Source organism: Streptomyces sp. sk2.1 (assembly GCF_008120935.1).
Lineage (GTDB): Bacteria > Actinomycetota > Actinomycetes > Streptomycetales > Streptomycetaceae > Streptomyces.
In genome coordinates this window covers 988,921-1,002,821 of the sequence record NZ_RDBO01000077.1, presented here as the reverse complement: position 1 = coordinate 1,002,821, position 13,901 = coordinate 988,921, and the positions used below count along the sequence as shown (strand labels likewise).

Sequence of the window (13,901 nt, the reverse complement as noted above, 5' to 3'; positions counted from 1 at the left end):
GACCCCGCGGCGACCGCCCCGGCCCGCCGCGGGGCCGGTCACCGCCGGTCGTCCGTTCCGCCCAGCACCTCCACCAGCCCCAGCCCCGGGTCGTCGGCCTCGGCCGACCACCGGTCGTAGGCGGCTTCCAGGTACGGGGCGAGCGTGAGCCGCCACGGCAGCCGGTAGCGGTGCGTGAACACGGGCCGGTCGGGCCGGAGAACGACGACGCGCCGGCTCAGGGCGAACCGGCCGCTCCGATGGACGACCCGTGTCCGGTCATCGACGGCGGTCGACCGGGCACCGATCCGCAGGACCCGTCGGCCCTCCGCCTCCCGCACCTCCGCGGACGCCCGGCCGAGTCGCCCCGACCGGAGAATCCCGGACCGGTCCGATCCCGAGTCCGTCAACCTGCCGCCCTCCCCCGGGACAGGCGCGGCCCGCCGGACGGGCCGCGCTCGTCGCATGCTCACTCGGCCCGGACGGCATCACAAGATCGGCGGAACGGCCGGGTGCCAGGGCGCGTCGGCCCGGGTGGACAGCGCGTCGGCGGCCAGCCGGAGCGCGTACACGGGCCGCTCGGCGCCGGGGACGGGACCGAGGTAGTGGTGACCGGTCATGTGGCACCAGGCGGGCAGGTCGAGCGGGGCGGCCGGGTCGGTGGCGATGACGTGGACGACGGTGCCCGGCTCCGCGCCGTCGATCTGCTTGCGCAGCCGCAGCAGGAGGGTGACGCAGAGCAGGCCGGTGCCGTCGACGGTGAGATCCGGCGCGAGGGTCTCGGAGACCTCAGGGGTCTCGGAGATCTCGGGGACCTCAGGGGTTTCGGGGGTCTTGGGGACCTCAAGGGCCCCAGAGGTCTCGGGGACCTCGGAGTCCATGGGGTTTGTGGGACTCATCGGGCTCGTCGTGCTCATCGGTGGTGGGCGGAAGGACGGGAAACGGATGCCACCGGCAAAGCGAGGACCGGGCGACCGGTGGTGGCACCCATGATGCCCGAGGCCCATGGTCTTTTTGGCCGGGCCCCTCCGCGAGGGCCCGCTCAGGGTGCACGGCCGCGATCCGATGGCTGCCCGTCCGCAGGGGGCGGGCTCCCTCGCGGCACCTTCGCCCCTCGGGCACGGCCCGCACCGCCCGTTCCGTCTTCAGCGCGTGGCCCGGTCCGTCGTTTCCCGGGTGATGTCGGCGTGGAGACGGAAGAGAGTCGGGCGGGCTTCGTCCCGGTCACGTTCGCGCAGGGCCGCCCAGCACCGGGCGACGACCTCCCGGGCCCGGGCGCCGGGCCAGGGCCGGGGCAGGAGCTGGGGCGGCAGCAACGGGTCGGGCTCCATGGCGCGGGTGAGTTCGGCGGCCAACTCGATCGCGATGGTGAGGAGTGCGGACGAGGAGAGTTCGGCAGGCCCGGTGAGCCGGTCCAGGCGGGACCGGGCGATGCGGCCGAGGCGGTGGTAGCGGTCGGCGATCTCCTGCAGGGGCCACAGGCTCCGGGCGAGTTCGGCAGGCTCCTGGGTCTCGCCCCTGCGCAGGTCCGTCGTGGTGAGGAGGGTGAACGCGTCGTGGGCGCCGAGGCGGTGGGCCGCTTCTTCGACGTACGGCTCCCATGTGTTGGCGCAGACGTACAGTCCGCCCTGGAGCGGGGCGCCACCGAGGTGGACGAGCGTCTCGCGCAGGGCGTCCCGGGCGGTGCGCGCCGATTCGGGCACCGCGAAGGCGGCCAGGTGCCAGACCCCGTCCCAGGGCGCGAGGCCGGCGTCCTGCCGGAATGCGTGCCGCAGGAAGTCCGCGTTGGGGGCGAGGGCGCGCCTGGTGTCCATGGTCGCGTGCAGTTTCGCCTTGCGGCCTCGGCCCTCGTGCGTGAACCGGCCTTCGGACACGAGGCGTTTGACGCACAGCCGTACCTGTTGGTCGCTCATGCCCAGGGTGTTGGCGACGGTGTACAGCTCGTCCGCGTCGACGGTGCCGTCCTCGCGGACCAGCGCGTGGACGAGCATGCGGGTGGGGACCTCGACGCGGTCGGTCTCGGCGCTCACAGTTCTCTCACTCCTTTTGTCCCGACCGGGCGGTGCATGGTGGTCACCGCGCCGAATCCGAGCAGTCCGCGCAGGTAGGGCTTGTGCTCGGTCCGTACGGCCGTGAAGCCGCGCCGCTCGTACAGAGCCCTGGCACGCGGGTTGGTGTCGATCACGTCCAGTCTGATCTCCCGGCAGCCCTGCTCCGCCGCGACGGCGGCCACTTCCTCGATGAGCAGGCTCCCGACGCCCCGGCCGCGCATGCCCGGATCCACGGCGATGCCGTCCATGACGAGCTGTCCGGGGGCCGGGCGGCGCTCGAACAGGGCGAGGAGCAGGAGTCGGTGCAGTCCTCGCAGGCGTCCGTACGCGCGCAGTACGGCGCGGGCCGATCCTCCGGTGAGGGCCCGTCCGTCGTGCTGGTACCCGGCGAGGCCGACGAGCTGTCCGTCGAGGAGTGCGCAGACCGCGCGATCGGCGTTCAGGTGGGCGGTGAGAAAGGGCACCGCCTTGTCCGGCGGGTTCAGGGCGGGGCCGAGTTTGCGGCCGAAGGCGTCCCAGTACAGCTCGGCCGCCCGCCGCTCGGCTCCGGCCGGGACGCCTCGGCGCACCGTCACCGGTCCGGTCCCTGAACCCGTCGCGTCCAGCCCCATGCCGCGCTCCCTCTCTCCCTGAAACCGGAACCCAAATCTATCAAACTCTCGACGATCGTTTCCATCATGATAGTTTCAGTGTTCGCTCGAACCCGAACAGAGGCGGTCATTTCATGTGCCCGAAGATCCGGCCCCGTCGGCGCGGGCTCCGCATCACCGTGTGGTCACTCGTCACGGTCCTGGCCGTGACCGCCGGCCTCGCCGGTGCGGTGCTGTGGCAGAACTCCTACGACATGGACGAACAGCGGGTCACGATCCGCCACGGCGGCCACACCCTCAACGGCGTACTGGCCACCCCCAGGGACGGCCGCAGGCATCACGGCCTGGTCGTGTACGTCCACGGCGACGGCCCCGTCGACGCCACCCACGACGACGGTTACGAGCCCATGTGGGAGGCGAACGCCAGGGCCGGATACGCCTCCCTGTCCTGGGACAAGCCCGGCGTCGCGGGTGCGCCCGGCGACTGGCTCGACCAGTCCATGGACGATCGGGCCGACGAGGCGGCCGCCGCGATCGCCTGGGCCCGCACCCGTCCGGACATCGACGGCGACCGGATCGGGCTCTGGGGCGCCAGCCAGGCGGGCTGGGTCCTGCCGAAGGTCGCGGCCAAGACGCCCGTGAGCTTCGTCGTCGCCGTCTCGCCCGCGATCAACTGGCTCCGGCAGGGCCGCTACAACCTCCTCGCCGAGCTGCGCGCCGACGGCGCATCGGCGGCCCGCACCGAGGCGGAGGTCGCCAGGAGCGACACCACCCGCCGGCTGCTGGAGCGCCACGCGAGCTTCGAGGAGTACGTCGGGGCGATGGGCGGCGACGCGGGCGGCATGACCGCCGCTCGCTGGGGCTTCATCTCCAGGAACCACACCGCGGACGCCACACGGGACCTCCGCGCCCTGCGCGGCGTACCGGTGCTGCTGACCCTCGCGGGCCATGACGTCAACGTGGACACCGCCGACACGGAGCGCGTCTACCGCAAGGTGCTGGGCGCGGGTGGCGCGTTGAAGGTCAGGCACTACCCGGACGCGACCCACTCACTGCTCAAGCAGTCCGTCGAGCAGTCGGACCTCAGGGTCACGCTCACCGCGCTCTTCTCCCCCCGCTCGCTCTTCGCGGACGGATTCCTGGCCGGCCAAAGGCAGTTCCTCGAAGAACTCGGCCGAGGCGGCCCCACCACTCCATGACGCCCCCGCGGGCCCGGCCCGCGTGGTACACGTTCACATGTACCGCCAGTGCGCTTCGAAGCGCACGCCCCACAGGGCTCCTGACGGGCCGTCACTAGCCCTCGACCAGGTCGAGGGCCCTACGGTCGGCGGCCATGGCACCAACCGGCATCACGGAAACCACCGACTCCCCTCCCTCACGAACCGCTCTCCCCCGGTCGTACCTCTACTGGCTCGCGGGAACCCGGGCCTCCCTGGTCGGTGACGCGGCCCTCCACTTCGCGCTCGGCTGGGCGGCCAGTGCCCACGGCGGCCGGACGGCCGCCCTGGTGCTGACCGCGATCACGCTGCCGCGGACCGTGTTCCTGCTGCTGGGCGGGGCGGTGGGCGACCGCTTCGGCGCCCGGCGCATGATGATCACCGGCGATGTGACGATGCTCGTGACCGTACTCGCCCTGGCCGTGGCGGCCCGGCTCTGCGGGACGCCGCCCTGGATGCTGGTCGGGTTCGCCGTCGTGGTCGGGACCGTCGACGCGTTCTACCTCCCCGCGACGGGATCCATGCCGCGCCGCCTGGTGAGCGGGGAACAACTCCCCCGGGCGATGGCCCTGCAACAGGCCGGTGGCCAGGTGGCCGCCCTGCTCGGGGCCCCGCTGGGGGCGGTGCTGGTGGCGGGTGCGGGTCTGAGCGGGGCGGCCCTGGTCGACGCGGTCGGCTTCACCGCCGTCCTGGCCGTCATGTGGTGGGTGCGGCCGACGGCCGGGGCGGAACGGTCCCCCCGCACCGAGAGCCTGCTCGCGGGGATCGCCGACGGGGTGAGGACCGCCGCGACGGACCCCGTCCTTCGGGCCGCACTGCTGTTGACGGCGGCGGCCGCGGCGGGGCTGCTGCCCGCGATTGCCCTGCTCGGCCCGCTGCTGGCCCGCTCCAGCGGCTGGGGACCGGGCCCGGCGGGCCTGGTCGCCGCGGGCCAGGGCGCCGGAATGCTCCTGACCGCGCTGGTGGCCGCCCGGCTCGGGCCCATGCGCCGGATCGGCGTGGGCGCGAGCCTGGGCCCGGTGCTCGCCGCGGCGGGACTGGCCGGACTCGCGGCGGCCCCGACTCCTGCCGCGGCCGTCGCCGCGGCAGGGGTCGTCGGTGCGGGGTCGGGCATGTTCGCGTGCCACATCGGCCCGCTGGTCCTGGCCGGTGCCCCGGACACGCACCTGTCCCGGATCCAGTCGCTGCTGACGCTCGTGCAGAGCCTGGCGCTGGTGGTGGCGAACAACGTACTGGGCTGGTTCGCGCACGAGGCCGGGGTCAGGAGCGCGCTCGCGTCGTGCGCCGTCCTCGGCTGCGCGGCCGGGGCCACCGGTCTGGCCTCGCCCGCCCTGCGGGGTCTGCGTCGGGCCCCGGAGAAGGACCGGACCGGATTTCGCCGGAAGGGACCGCACCACTGAGGTTTTCGGTTCGGGGCGACGGTGATCCTGGTGGTGGACGTGCCCCGGTGGGGCGGGGCCGGTTCCTCAATCGGCCGATGCCGGACGCCGTGCGGCACGGTGGCGGCGGTAGTAGGAGATGGCGACGGCCGCGGTGAGCGGTCCCCAGATGACCAGCGGCTGATAGAGGATCCCGATGACGATGCGTCCGGTGGGGGTCATGTCGCTGTGCGGGTGTGTCCACCACAGGGGCATGGTGCCCCAGAGCACCGTCAGGGCCGCCGAGCCGAGGAGTGCGGGGACGACGGCGGCCAGGGGACGGACCCGTTTCCCGCCGATCAGCGGCATCCAGCGCGGTACGAGGCTGCCCCAGGGCCGTACCAGGCCGATCGTCAGGACGGCGACCAGTTCCGAGACCACGCTGAGCGTCAGCATCCACACCTTGGCAAAGGGAGTTTCGAACTCCACGAAGCCCGCATCCGTGTAGCCGGCCGGGAACCCCAGCACCCAGACGAGGCGCAGGATCCCGCTCGGCAGGACCACCAGCGCGGTCAGGTGCGCGGCCCGGACCGCCCAACGGGGCGGTGGTGCGGCGGAGGTGACGGGGGAGGCCGTGTGCGTGCTCATGCGATTCATCATCGAGCGGTCCCGGGCGCGTTCCATCGGCCTGATCGGCTGCTCCGGACGCCCCACCGGAAGGAGGACCTCGCCCCGCGCTCCGCCGCGCGGCGGAGTCACCCTCATCCCCGGGGCGAGGCACCCCCACCACTTGAGAACATCAGTTCGGAATGTCGTGACGGCAGCGGGACGAACCCTGCACCGTGAAGCCCATCCGGTGCAGGATCCGGTCCGGCCGCGCGATGCCGAAGCGCACGTGGAAGCGGCGTGCGACCAGTACGCCCGCCCGTGCGAGGGTCCATCGCTGATCCCCTGCCCGGCCGTCAGGACGGCTGGACCTGGTCGAACAGGGCGAGGGCTTCGGCGGGGTCCGGGCTCACGAGGCGCTCCAGACCGGCCGTCGTGATCTCCGCCCACCGGCCGGCCCGCGCCCACATCCGTTCCTCGAAGGCGCGGACGGTCTCGTCCAGATCTCCGCGGCCGGTGGCGATGGACTCGGCGAGTTCGGCGCCTTCCAGCATCGCGAGGTTCGCGCCCGCCCCCAGCGGGGGCATCAGATGGGCGGCGTCGCCCAGCAGCGTCACCCCGGGGACATGGGTCCAGGTGTGGGACACGGGCAGGACGTAAAGGGGGCGGTGGACGAAGGCGGTGCCGTGGCGGAGGAGTTCGAGGACGGGAGCGGCCCAGCCGTCGAACAGCGCCAGCAGGCTCGACCGCACGGCTTCGGCGTCGGCCGGGTCCAGGTCCGCGTGCCGGTCCAGCGGTGCGCGGAACTGGGCGTACACCTTGACGTGGCCGCCGCTGTTGCGCTGGGCGACGAGAGCCCGGTTCACCCCGTACACAGCCATGGAGCCGTCGCCGATCAGCCAGGCGAGGTCGGGGTGGCGGGTGTCGACGTCGTCGAGGGAGGTTTCGACGTAGGTGACGCCGGTGTGGTGCGGTGTCACCGGGGAGACTGCCGGGCGGGTCCGGGACCAGGCGCCGTCCGCGCCGACCACGAGGTCGAACGTCTCCCGTCGCCCGTCCTCGAAATGGACCGCCGTGCCCTCCCGGGTCCCCGGCACCACCTGCGTCACGCTCCGCCCCCACCGGACGTCGAGAGGGCCGAGCAGCAGGTCGCGGAGTTGCCCGCGGTCGATCTCGGGGTTGGCCCGGTCGTCCGGACGGGGTCGCCAGTCGCGCAGGACGGTGCCGTTCGTGTCCAGGATGCGCATGGCCTGCCCCTCGGGGCGGGACAGCGCCCGGAACTCCGTCAGCAGCCCCGCCTTGTCCAGCGCGAGCTGGCCCAGCCCCTCGTGCAGGTCCAGCGCGCCGCCCGGGGGCCGGGCGTCGGGGCCGGGATCGCGTTCGAGGACGGTGACGGGGTGGCCGTGGCGGTGCAGGACACGGGCGAGGGCAAGACCTCCGGGGCCGCCCCCGATCACGGCGATACGATGTCTCATGGCGATACACTGTATTCCCTCAATACGGTGTATCGCAGCAGAACGGTGTGAACCATGAGTGTGTGGGACCGGCCGGAGCCGCCGACTCGCCCCGTGCCGCTCGACCGGGAGCGGATCGTCGCGGCAGCCATCGCGCTGGCCGACGGGGGTGGACTGGACGAGGTGTCGTTCCGCAAGGTCGCCGCCCGGCTGAACGCGGGCCCGATGCGGCTGTACGGATACGTCTCCACCAAGCAGGAGCTGTTCGACCTCATGCTGGACGAGGTCTACGCCGAGATCCTCCCCCAGGAACAGCCCGATGACTGGCGCGAGGCGCTGCGCACCCTCGCCCACCGCACCAGACACGCCGCGCTCCGGCACGAATGGCTGGCCGACCTGCTCGGCGGCCGCCCGGCCCTGGGCCCGAACGCCCTCGCCGTGGGCGAGGCCACGCTGTCCGCCCTGGACGGCCTCACCGACATCGACACCGCCATGCGCGCGGTGGAGACCGTCAACGCCTACTTCACCGGCGCGATCAGGCGCGAGATCGCGGGCCTGCGGGCCGAGCGCGCCACGGGCCTGTCGAAGCACGACTGGCAGCGCGCCTCCGGCCCGCAGCTGACGAGGATGCTGGCCACCGGCCGCTTCCCGGCGCTGACCAGGGCCGTGTACGACGGCGCGGACGTGGACGCCGGGACGTCCTTCGCGACCGGCCTGGACTGGGTCCTCGACGCCGTGGCCGCCAGGCTCACCCGACCGCCCGCATGACGCCCGGCCCCCGCCCGGAGCGAGCGGGCCCGGAGCCCGGTGGCGGGCCCGTTCGCCCCCGGCYGGGGCCGGGCCCCCGCACGGCGGCTCCGCCCCGGGACGGAGCCGCGCCGCCTCCGGTTACGTCACCGGCACCCTCTCCTCGGCGGACCCGGCCGTGTCCTCGCGGGCCAGGGCGCTGGGCCACCAGGCCCGGGCGCCGATGTCGAGCACCAGCGCCGGGACGAGGAGCGACCGGACCACGAGGGTGTCGAGCAGGACGCCGAAGGCCACGATGAAGGCGATCTGCACCAGGAAGGCCAGCGGGATCACCATCAGGGCCGCGAAGGTGGCGGCGAGCACCACCCCGGCCGAGGTGATCACTCCCCCGGTCGTGGTCAGCCCGCGCAGCACCCCTTGCCGGTTGCCGTGCGCCAGCGCCTCCTCCCGTACCCGGGACATGAGGAAGATGTTGTAGTCCACGCCGAGCGCCACCAGGAACACGAACCCGTACAACGGCACGGAGGCGTCCGTTCCGCTGAATCCGAGAAGGTGCTCGAAGACGAGCGTCGACACTCCCAGCGTCGCCAGGAAGTTGAGCGCGACGGTCGCCACGAGCAGGACCGGGACGAGCAGGGAGCGCAGCAGCAGGATCAGGATGAGCAGGATGACGCCGAGCACGACGGGCACGATGAGCGTGCGGTCGCGGGCGGCCGTCTGCTGGGTGTCGTACTGCTGTGCCGTGTACCCGCCGACCAGCGCGTCGGCCCCCGCCACCGCGTGCGTGTTCGCGCGCAGCCGGGCCACGGCCTCCTTGGCGGCGTCGCTGTCCGCCGCGGCTTCGAGGGTGGCGTCGATGCGGACCCGTCCGTCGACGACCAGGGGTTCGCCGGCCCCCGGGCGCCCGGACGCGGAGACCGCGCCGGCCGATGCCACGCCCTCGGTCTCCCTCGCCGCCGCCAGCACCCGGCCGGCGTGGTCGGCGTCGGCGATGATGACGGCGGGGTTGCCGGAGCCGCCGGGGAAGTGCTCCCCGAGCGTCTTCTGGGCGGCGACCGAGGGCGCTTCGTTCACGAAGATCTCGTCGAGGGGAACGCCCTTCGCCGACAGGGAGGGCGCGAAGGCCGCGAGGACGCCGAGCACGATCGCGGTCGTCACCCAGATGCGACGGGGCCGGGCGTCGACGACGGCCGCCACCCGACGCCACACCCCCTGCCCCTTGCCCGACGGGTCCGACGACTTCGACGGGTCCGAAGCCTTCGACGAGCCCGGTGGGTCCGAAGCCTCCGGCGCCTCCGGCCGGGAGGGCCAGTACGCGGTCCTGCCCAGCAGCGCCAGCGCGGCGGGCAGGAAGGTCAGGCTGGAGAGGACCGCGCACACGATCCCGACGGCACCGACCGGTCCGAGCGCACGGTTGTTGGTGAGGTCGCTCGCGAGCAGGGCCAGCAGCGCGAGGGCCACGGTGGCCGCGCTCGCGGTGATCGCGCCGAACGACCGGCGCACGGCGGCCAGCGCGGCCGATGCCCGGTCCTCCCGCAGAACGAGTTCCTCGCGGAACCGCGCGGCCAGCAGCAACGCGTAGTCCGTCGCGGCGCCGATGACGAGGATGGAGAGGATCCCCTGCACCTGGCCGTCCACCCGGACCACGTCGTGATCGGCCAGGACGTAGACGATCCCGCACGCGAGGCCCAGCGCGAAGACCGACCCGAGAATGATCAGCAACGGCAGCAGGACGCTCCGGTAGACCAACAGCAGGATCAGCAGCACGGCGGCCAGCGCCACGCCGAGCAGCAGACCGTCGATGCCCGAGAAGGCGTCCGACAGATCGGCCTGGCTCGCCGCCGGTCCCGCGATCCGCGCCGTGGTGCCCGGGACGCTCCGGGCCGCCCCGTCCACCTCGCCCAGGACGTCCGGCAGCGCGTCGCCGAGGCCGGGTTCCAGCTGGACGACGGCCTGCAACGCCTGCCCGTCCTCGGAGGGCAGGGCGGGCGACGGGGTGCCGACCACTCCCGGCCGCCCCGCGAGCCCGCCGATCGAGCGGGTGGCCGCGGACCGCTGCGCGTCGGTGATCCGGTCGCCGTCCGCCGTCCACACGACGATCGCGGGAAGGGTCTCCGACTGGTCGAACGCCTCGCGGGCCTTGAGCACCTTGGTCGACTCCGCGCTCTGCGGCAGGAACGCGGCCTGGTCATTGGTCGCGACCTCGCCGAGCCTGCCCGCGTACGGACCGAGCGCGCCACCGACCCCCAGCCATACGACGAGCAGGACGAGCGGAACGAGCCACCGGACCCGGCGCGGTGTGGTTCTCATGGCAACCCCAAGCTTCGCGATCAAAAAGTCGATCACAAAGTATCTCAATGATTGAGAGATCTTATACTTGGACCATGCACGGGACCAGCGACCCCACACCACCCCCTCCGCCCGGGAACGACCCGACGGGGCTGCAGTCCTTCGCGGTTCTCCTGCGGCGGATGAACAGCGAGTTCAACCGCATCTCCCATGAGTTCGCCCAGTCCCAGGGCCTGCACCTCACCGACATGCAGGCCCTCGTCGCACTGCTCGACGCCGACCCCGACGAGGGACCCATGACCCCCGGGCGGCTGCGCCGTCAGCTCGACCTCACCTCCGGCGCGGTGACCGCGTGCCTCGACCGACTGGAGAAGGCGGGGCACATCCGGCGCGTTCGCGCCGAGGACGACCGCCGCGTCGTGCATCTGCACTACGAGGAGGCGGCGAAGAGCATCGCCCGGGACTACTTCCGGCCCCTGGCCCGCGGCACCGAGGCCGCCCGCGCGGGCTTCCGCCCCGACGAGTTGATGGTGGTCGCGCGGTTCCTCACCGAGTTGAACGGCGAACTGGCGACGCTCCGCAGCGACTCCCCGCGCCGGTGAGGGCGTGCGCCGCGTTCCACCGGGACGCGGCACCCGCGAAGCCGAAAGTCGATGGCTTCCCGTTCCTCCGGCGACGAGACTTCCGGCGTGACGCTTCACGAGAACGAGATCCCGGCCGACGAGACACTGGTCCGGTCGCTGCTGGAGGCACAGCGCCCGGAATGGGCCGGCCTGCCGTTGTCGCCCGCGGGCGCGGGCACGGACAACACCATGTACCGGCTGGGCGACGAGCTGCTCGTAAGACTTCCCCGCACCGTCGACAACGGACGGTCCGTGCGGAAGGAACAGGCATGGCTTCCCCGCCTGGCACCCCACCTCTCGCGCCCGATTCCCGAACTTGTCCACGCCGGGACGCCCACCGGCACCTTCCCGCTGGCCTGGTCGGTCCACCGCTGGATCGACGGTGACGAGGTCGGCCCGGACACCGTCGGGGACTGGACCGCCTTCGGAACGGACCTGGCGGCGGTCGTACGGGAACTCCACCGCGTCGACCTCATGGGAGCGACCCGCGCGGACGGCCTCGACTGGTACCGCGGAGGCAGCCTGCGACCGTGCGACCAGTGGGTCACCAGAAGTCTCGACGACTGCCGGACCACGGCGGGTTCCGATCTCGACATCGACACTTTGGAACGGTTGTGGCGGGCCGCGCTCGCACTGCCCGAGCCCTCGGGGCCCCAGGTGTGGCTGCACGGCGACCTCAAGCCGAGCAACCTCCTGGCCCGGGAAGGCGGGCTCCACGCGGTCATCGACTTCGGAGGGCTCTCGATCGGCTTTCCCGACGCCGAGCACGCCCCGGTCTGGGACCTGCCGCCACAGGCCCGGCACGCCTACCGGGACTCCCTGGACCTCGACGACGCGACCTGGACCCGCGCCCGCGCCTGGGCCATCGCGGTGGGCGTCAGCGGAGTCTCCTACTACCGGGACACCTTCCCCGCCTTCGTCGCCGAATGCCGGGCACGGCTCCTGGCGATCCTCACCGACGCCGCCGCGCGTTGAAGGGGGAACGCCCCACCATGCAGTGCGCGGTGGGGCGTTCCCGGATCACACGGACCGGACCCGGCAGAACGCTCCGGCCCTGACACCCGCCACGAAGGAGGCGAACGAAGCGGCGGGGACGGCCAGCACCGGGCCGTGCGGGTCCTTCGAGTCACGGACGGGGACCACACCGGTGACGGACGCGTGCGCCGGGGCCCACTCGACACAGGTCCCGCCGCTGCCACTGTAGGAGGACTTGATCCAGAGGAGGGGTTCGGTCGCGGTCATCACGGTCTCCCTTTCATGGCCGGCTTCCGCACGGCCCCGGAGGCCGCGTCGCGTGCCAGGTGCCCTCCGCGCCGACGCGACAAACCGGCGGAAGCCTCCTTCGACCTGAACTCGGCATTGCCGTCCCGTAGTTGCGATCCGGCACGGAAAACAGGAACGCCCCACCATGCACCGCACGGTGAGGCGCTCCCGGATCACATGCTCCGAACCTGTCGGTGTCAGACGGCGCCGAACTCTCCGGCCTTGACGCCCGCCACGAAGGAAGCGAACGAAGCGGCGGGGACGGCCAGCACCGGGCCGTGCGGGTCCTTCGAGTCGCGGACGGGGACTATGCCGGTGACGGACGCGTGCGCCGGGGCCCACTCGACACAGGAACCGCCATTGCCGCTGTAGGAAGACTTGACCCAGAGGAAGGTGGGGGAATCGGTCATCAGGGGGTGCCCTTTCGTACCTCGTTGATCATGGCCACGGATTCCGCCTGGGAGAGCGCCGCAGCCTGTAGCTGATGGTAGGACCTCACCAGCGGCAGTACGGAAGTCAATTCCCTGTCCAGGTACCCGTTGGTCTCGGATTCCACGTAGGACATCACGGAGCGGTCGGGCATGGTCAGCAGATTCACCAGTCGGCTGAACGGGCGGCGTTCACCCACGGAGAAGGGGGCCACCTGGAGCACGGTGTGCGATTGCCCGGCGAACTCGACCAGGTGGGCCAGCTGACGATCCATGACCTCGCGCCCTCCGATCGGCCGCCGGATGCAGCTCTCGTCCAGGACCACGATCAGCATGGGCGGGGTACGTCGCACCAGAGCCGCCTGCCGCTCCACCAGGGCCTCGACCCGCTCCGCCGCCTGCTCGGGGGTGAGCGTCCCCCGCTTCACATTGCCTTCTTCCATCGCCGCCGCGTACTCCGGCGTCTGGAGTGGCCCAGGAATCATCCCCACATCAAACATCCGGATCTCCGCCGCGCGGTTCTCCTGCCCCAGGTACTCCGGGAAGCCCTCCAGCAGGCTGCCGTGCCGGAGTTCCCCCCATGCGCGTTCGAACGATTCCGCAGTCGCCGTGAACCCGAAGACGGTGTCAATACTGCGTGAGAAACGGAGCGTTGGCGGTTTGCGACCGGTTTCGACGGCTGAGATGTGCCTGCCCGAGTAGCCCACCAGGTCCGCGAGCTCATCCTGCTTCCAGCAGCGCGCCTCGCGTGAGCTGCGTAAGCGTGCGCCGAAGGCCGCTTGCGGACCTGCCTCGGGGTTCAGCTCCTTGATGTTTACCAACGTGCCCTCCGTTTATGGAACGTTGAAGACGACTCGACCCTAGGCCACGCTGAGTCCCCTTGGTAGCGGAACCGTTACGGAGAGGAGTCGCTCGTGTCCGAAGAGGATACCGCCGCACATCGGCAAGAACCCCCACAAGTCCCTTCCCCCGGGACGCTGTTGGTTGACACCGGTCACCGGAACCGGGTGGGTGAGTTCCGGGGTGTGTCCGGTCCGTACTGGTCGTTACGGCCGGTGTGCGGCGGTACGGAGTGGGAGGCCGAGCCGGCGGATGTGCGGGCTCCGGAGCCCATGGAACGGTTGCGGGCGGAGATCGCGCGGTGCAATGCCCGCAGTGCGGGGCGGATTCTGTGAGCGTGCGCAGGTTCCGGTTCGTGAAGTGGGTGCTGCGGCCCGATGCGGAGCCGGATGCGCCGCCCCTCACGCACCGGTTCCGGTGCATCGCGCTGGACGAGGGCGACGACGAGTGCGGTGC

At 72.1% G+C, this 13,901-nt stretch carries 16 protein-coding genes and 1 pseudogene; 6 read left to right on the top strand and 11 right to left on the bottom strand.

Going from position 1 to position 13,901, the window contains the following annotated elements; translation table 11 throughout:
* Positions 1 to 38: 38 nt before the first annotated feature.
* The 4 genes from EAO76_RS31735 to EAO76_RS31720 form a co-directional block, all read right to left on the bottom strand.
* Positions 39 to 389, bottom strand: coding sequence for a hypothetical protein (locus EAO76_RS31735; protein ID WP_148839311.1), 351 nt, complete (start codon positions 387 to 389; stop codon positions 39 to 41).
* A gap of 78 nt (positions 390 to 467) precedes the next feature.
* Positions 468 to 878 carry a sulfurtransferase TusA family protein gene (locus EAO76_RS31730; protein WP_262375850.1) on the bottom strand — a complete coding sequence of 137 codons (411 nt, stop codon included), beginning with the start codon at positions 876 to 878 and terminating at the stop codon, positions 468 to 470.
* Positions 879 to 1,124: 246 nt separating this feature from the next.
* Positions 1,125 to 1,970 carry a PaaX family transcriptional regulator C-terminal domain-containing protein gene (locus EAO76_RS31725; RefSeq protein WP_148840422.1) on the bottom strand — a complete coding sequence of 282 codons (846 nt, stop codon included), beginning with the start codon at positions 1,968 to 1,970 and terminating at the stop codon, positions 1,125 to 1,127.
* 35 nt (positions 1,971 to 2,005) lie between these two features.
* On the bottom strand, positions 2,006 to 2,641 hold the full coding sequence (locus EAO76_RS31720) for a GNAT family N-acetyltransferase (RefSeq protein WP_148839310.1): 636 nt from the start codon (positions 2,639 to 2,641) through the stop codon (positions 2,006 to 2,008).
* A 113-nt stretch (positions 2,642 to 2,754) separates the two neighbouring features.
* On the opposite strand from EAO76_RS31720, the gene EAO76_RS31715 reads away from it, so the two are divergent.
* A complete protein-coding gene (locus EAO76_RS31715) occupies positions 2,755 to 3,819 on the top strand; it encodes a S9 family peptidase (protein ID WP_148839309.1) in 1,065 nt (354 codons plus the stop codon).
* Between the two features lie 134 nt (positions 3,820 to 3,953).
* A complete protein-coding gene (locus EAO76_RS31710; protein ID WP_148839308.1) occupies positions 3,954 to 5,237 on the top strand; it encodes an MFS transporter in 1,284 nt (427 codons plus the stop codon).
* A 66-nt stretch (positions 5,238 to 5,303) separates the two neighbouring features.
* On the opposite strand, the gene EAO76_RS31705 is transcribed toward EAO76_RS31710, so the two are convergent.
* From EAO76_RS31705 to EAO76_RS31695, 3 genes and pseudogenes are all read right to left on the bottom strand, one after another.
* Positions 5,304 to 5,843 (bottom strand): hypothetical protein, encoded by a 540-nt coding sequence (locus EAO76_RS31705; protein WP_316248383.1) that lies wholly within the window; start codon positions 5,841 to 5,843, stop codon positions 5,304 to 5,306.
* 151 nt (positions 5,844 to 5,994) lie between these two features.
* A pseudogene (locus EAO76_RS47770) lies at positions 5,995 to 6,132 on the bottom strand (winged helix-turn-helix domain-containing protein); the annotation flags it as partial.
* Positions 6,133 to 6,157: 25 nt separating this feature from the next.
* Positions 6,158 to 7,276 carry an NAD(P)/FAD-dependent oxidoreductase gene (locus EAO76_RS31695; RefSeq protein ID WP_148839307.1) on the bottom strand — a complete coding sequence of 373 codons (1,119 nt, stop codon included), beginning with the start codon at positions 7,274 to 7,276 and terminating at the stop codon, positions 6,158 to 6,160.
* A gap of 54 nt (positions 7,277 to 7,330) precedes the next feature.
* Between EAO76_RS31695 and EAO76_RS31690 the strand changes: the two genes are divergently transcribed.
* Positions 7,331 to 8,023 carry a TetR/AcrR family transcriptional regulator gene (locus EAO76_RS31690; protein ID WP_148839306.1) on the top strand — a complete coding sequence of 231 codons (693 nt, stop codon included), beginning with the start codon at positions 7,331 to 7,333 and terminating at the stop codon, positions 8,021 to 8,023.
* Positions 8,024 to 8,143: 120 nt separating this feature from the next.
* On the opposite strand, the gene EAO76_RS31685 is transcribed toward EAO76_RS31690, so the two are convergent.
* Positions 8,144 to 10,312: an MMPL family transporter gene (locus EAO76_RS31685; RefSeq protein WP_148839305.1), complete on the bottom strand. Its 2,169-nt coding sequence runs from the start codon at positions 10,310 to 10,312 to the stop codon at positions 8,144 to 8,146.
* Positions 10,313 to 10,386: 74 nt separating this feature from the next.
* Between EAO76_RS31685 and EAO76_RS31680 the strand changes: the two genes are divergently transcribed.
* The gene (locus tag EAO76_RS31680) at positions 10,387 to 10,893 is read left to right on the top strand and encodes a MarR family transcriptional regulator (protein WP_187438854.1); all 507 of its coding nucleotides are present in this window, start codon (positions 10,387 to 10,389) and stop codon (positions 10,891 to 10,893) included.
* A gap of 87 nt (positions 10,894 to 10,980) precedes the next feature.
* Entirely contained in the window at positions 10,981 to 11,889 is a 909-nt protein-coding gene (locus EAO76_RS31675) for an aminoglycoside phosphotransferase family protein (protein ID WP_148839304.1), read from the top strand.
* Positions 11,890 to 11,934: 45 nt separating this feature from the next.
* Here EAO76_RS31675 and EAO76_RS31670 read toward each other — a convergent pair whose 3' ends face one another.
* From EAO76_RS31670 to EAO76_RS31660, 3 genes are all read right to left on the bottom strand, one after another.
* Entirely contained in the window at positions 11,935 to 12,156 is a 222-nt protein-coding gene (locus tag EAO76_RS31670) for a DUF397 domain-containing protein (protein ID WP_148839303.1), read from the bottom strand.
* A gap of 218 nt (positions 12,157 to 12,374) precedes the next feature.
* The gene (locus EAO76_RS31665; protein WP_148839302.1) at positions 12,375 to 12,587 is read right to left on the bottom strand and encodes a DUF397 domain-containing protein; all 213 of its coding nucleotides are present in this window, start codon (positions 12,585 to 12,587) and stop codon (positions 12,375 to 12,377) included.
* Positions 12,587 to 13,426 (bottom strand): helix-turn-helix transcriptional regulator, encoded by an 840-nt coding sequence (locus EAO76_RS31660; RefSeq protein WP_148839301.1) that lies wholly within the window; start codon positions 13,424 to 13,426, stop codon positions 12,587 to 12,589. Before EAO76_RS31660 ends, EAO76_RS31665 begins: the two co-directional genes overlap by 1 nt.
* Before the next feature lie 93 nt (positions 13,427 to 13,519).
* Between EAO76_RS31660 and EAO76_RS46765 the strand changes: the two genes are divergently transcribed.
* The gene (locus tag EAO76_RS46765; RefSeq protein WP_148839300.1) at positions 13,520 to 13,780 is read left to right on the top strand and encodes a hypothetical protein; all 261 of its coding nucleotides are present in this window, start codon (positions 13,520 to 13,522) and stop codon (positions 13,778 to 13,780) included.
* Positions 13,781 to 13,901 lie beyond the last annotated feature (121 nt).

Bases quoted from the DNA above. Each gene is read 5' to 3' on its own strand.
- EAO76_RS31730 (WP_262375850.1), bottom strand. From the start codon at position 878: ATGAGTCCCACAAACCCCATGGACTCCGAGGTCCCCGAGACCTCTGGG.
- EAO76_RS31725 (WP_148840422.1), bottom strand. From the start codon at position 1,970: ATGCTCGTCCACGCGCTGGTCCGCGAGGACGGCACCGTCGACGCGGAC.
- EAO76_RS31720 (WP_148839310.1), bottom strand. From the start codon at position 2,641: ATGGGGCTGGACGCGACGGGTTCAGGGACCGGACCGGTGACGGTGCGC.
- EAO76_RS31715 (WP_148839309.1), top strand. From the start codon at position 2,755: ATGTGCCCGAAGATCCGGCCCCGTCGGCGCGGGCTCCGCATCACCGTG.
- EAO76_RS31710 (WP_148839308.1), top strand. From the start codon at position 3,954: ATGGCACCAACCGGCATCACGGAAACCACCGACTCCCCTCCCTCACGA.
- EAO76_RS31705 (WP_316248383.1), bottom strand. From the start codon at position 5,843: ATGAGCACGCACACGGCCTCCCCCGTCACCTCCGCCGCACCACCGCCC.
- EAO76_RS31695 (WP_148839307.1), bottom strand. From the start codon at position 7,276: ATGAGACATCGTATCGCCGTGATCGGGGGCGGCCCCGGAGGTCTTGCC.
- EAO76_RS31690 (WP_148839306.1), top strand. From the start codon at position 7,331: ATGAGTGTGTGGGACCGGCCGGAGCCGCCGACTCGCCCCGTGCCGCTC.
- EAO76_RS31685 (WP_148839305.1), bottom strand. From the start codon at position 10,312: ATGAGAACCACACCGCGCCGGGTCCGGTGGCTCGTTCCGCTCGTCCTG.
- EAO76_RS31680 (WP_187438854.1), top strand. From the start codon at position 10,387: ATGCACGGGACCAGCGACCCCACACCACCCCCTCCGCCCGGGAACGAC.
- EAO76_RS31670 (WP_148839303.1), bottom strand. From the start codon at position 12,156: ATGACCGCGACCGAACCCCTCCTCTGGATCAAGTCCTCCTACAGTGGC.
- EAO76_RS31665 (WP_148839302.1), bottom strand. From the start codon at position 12,587: ATGACCGATTCCCCCACCTTCCTCTGGGTCAAGTCTTCCTACAGCGGC.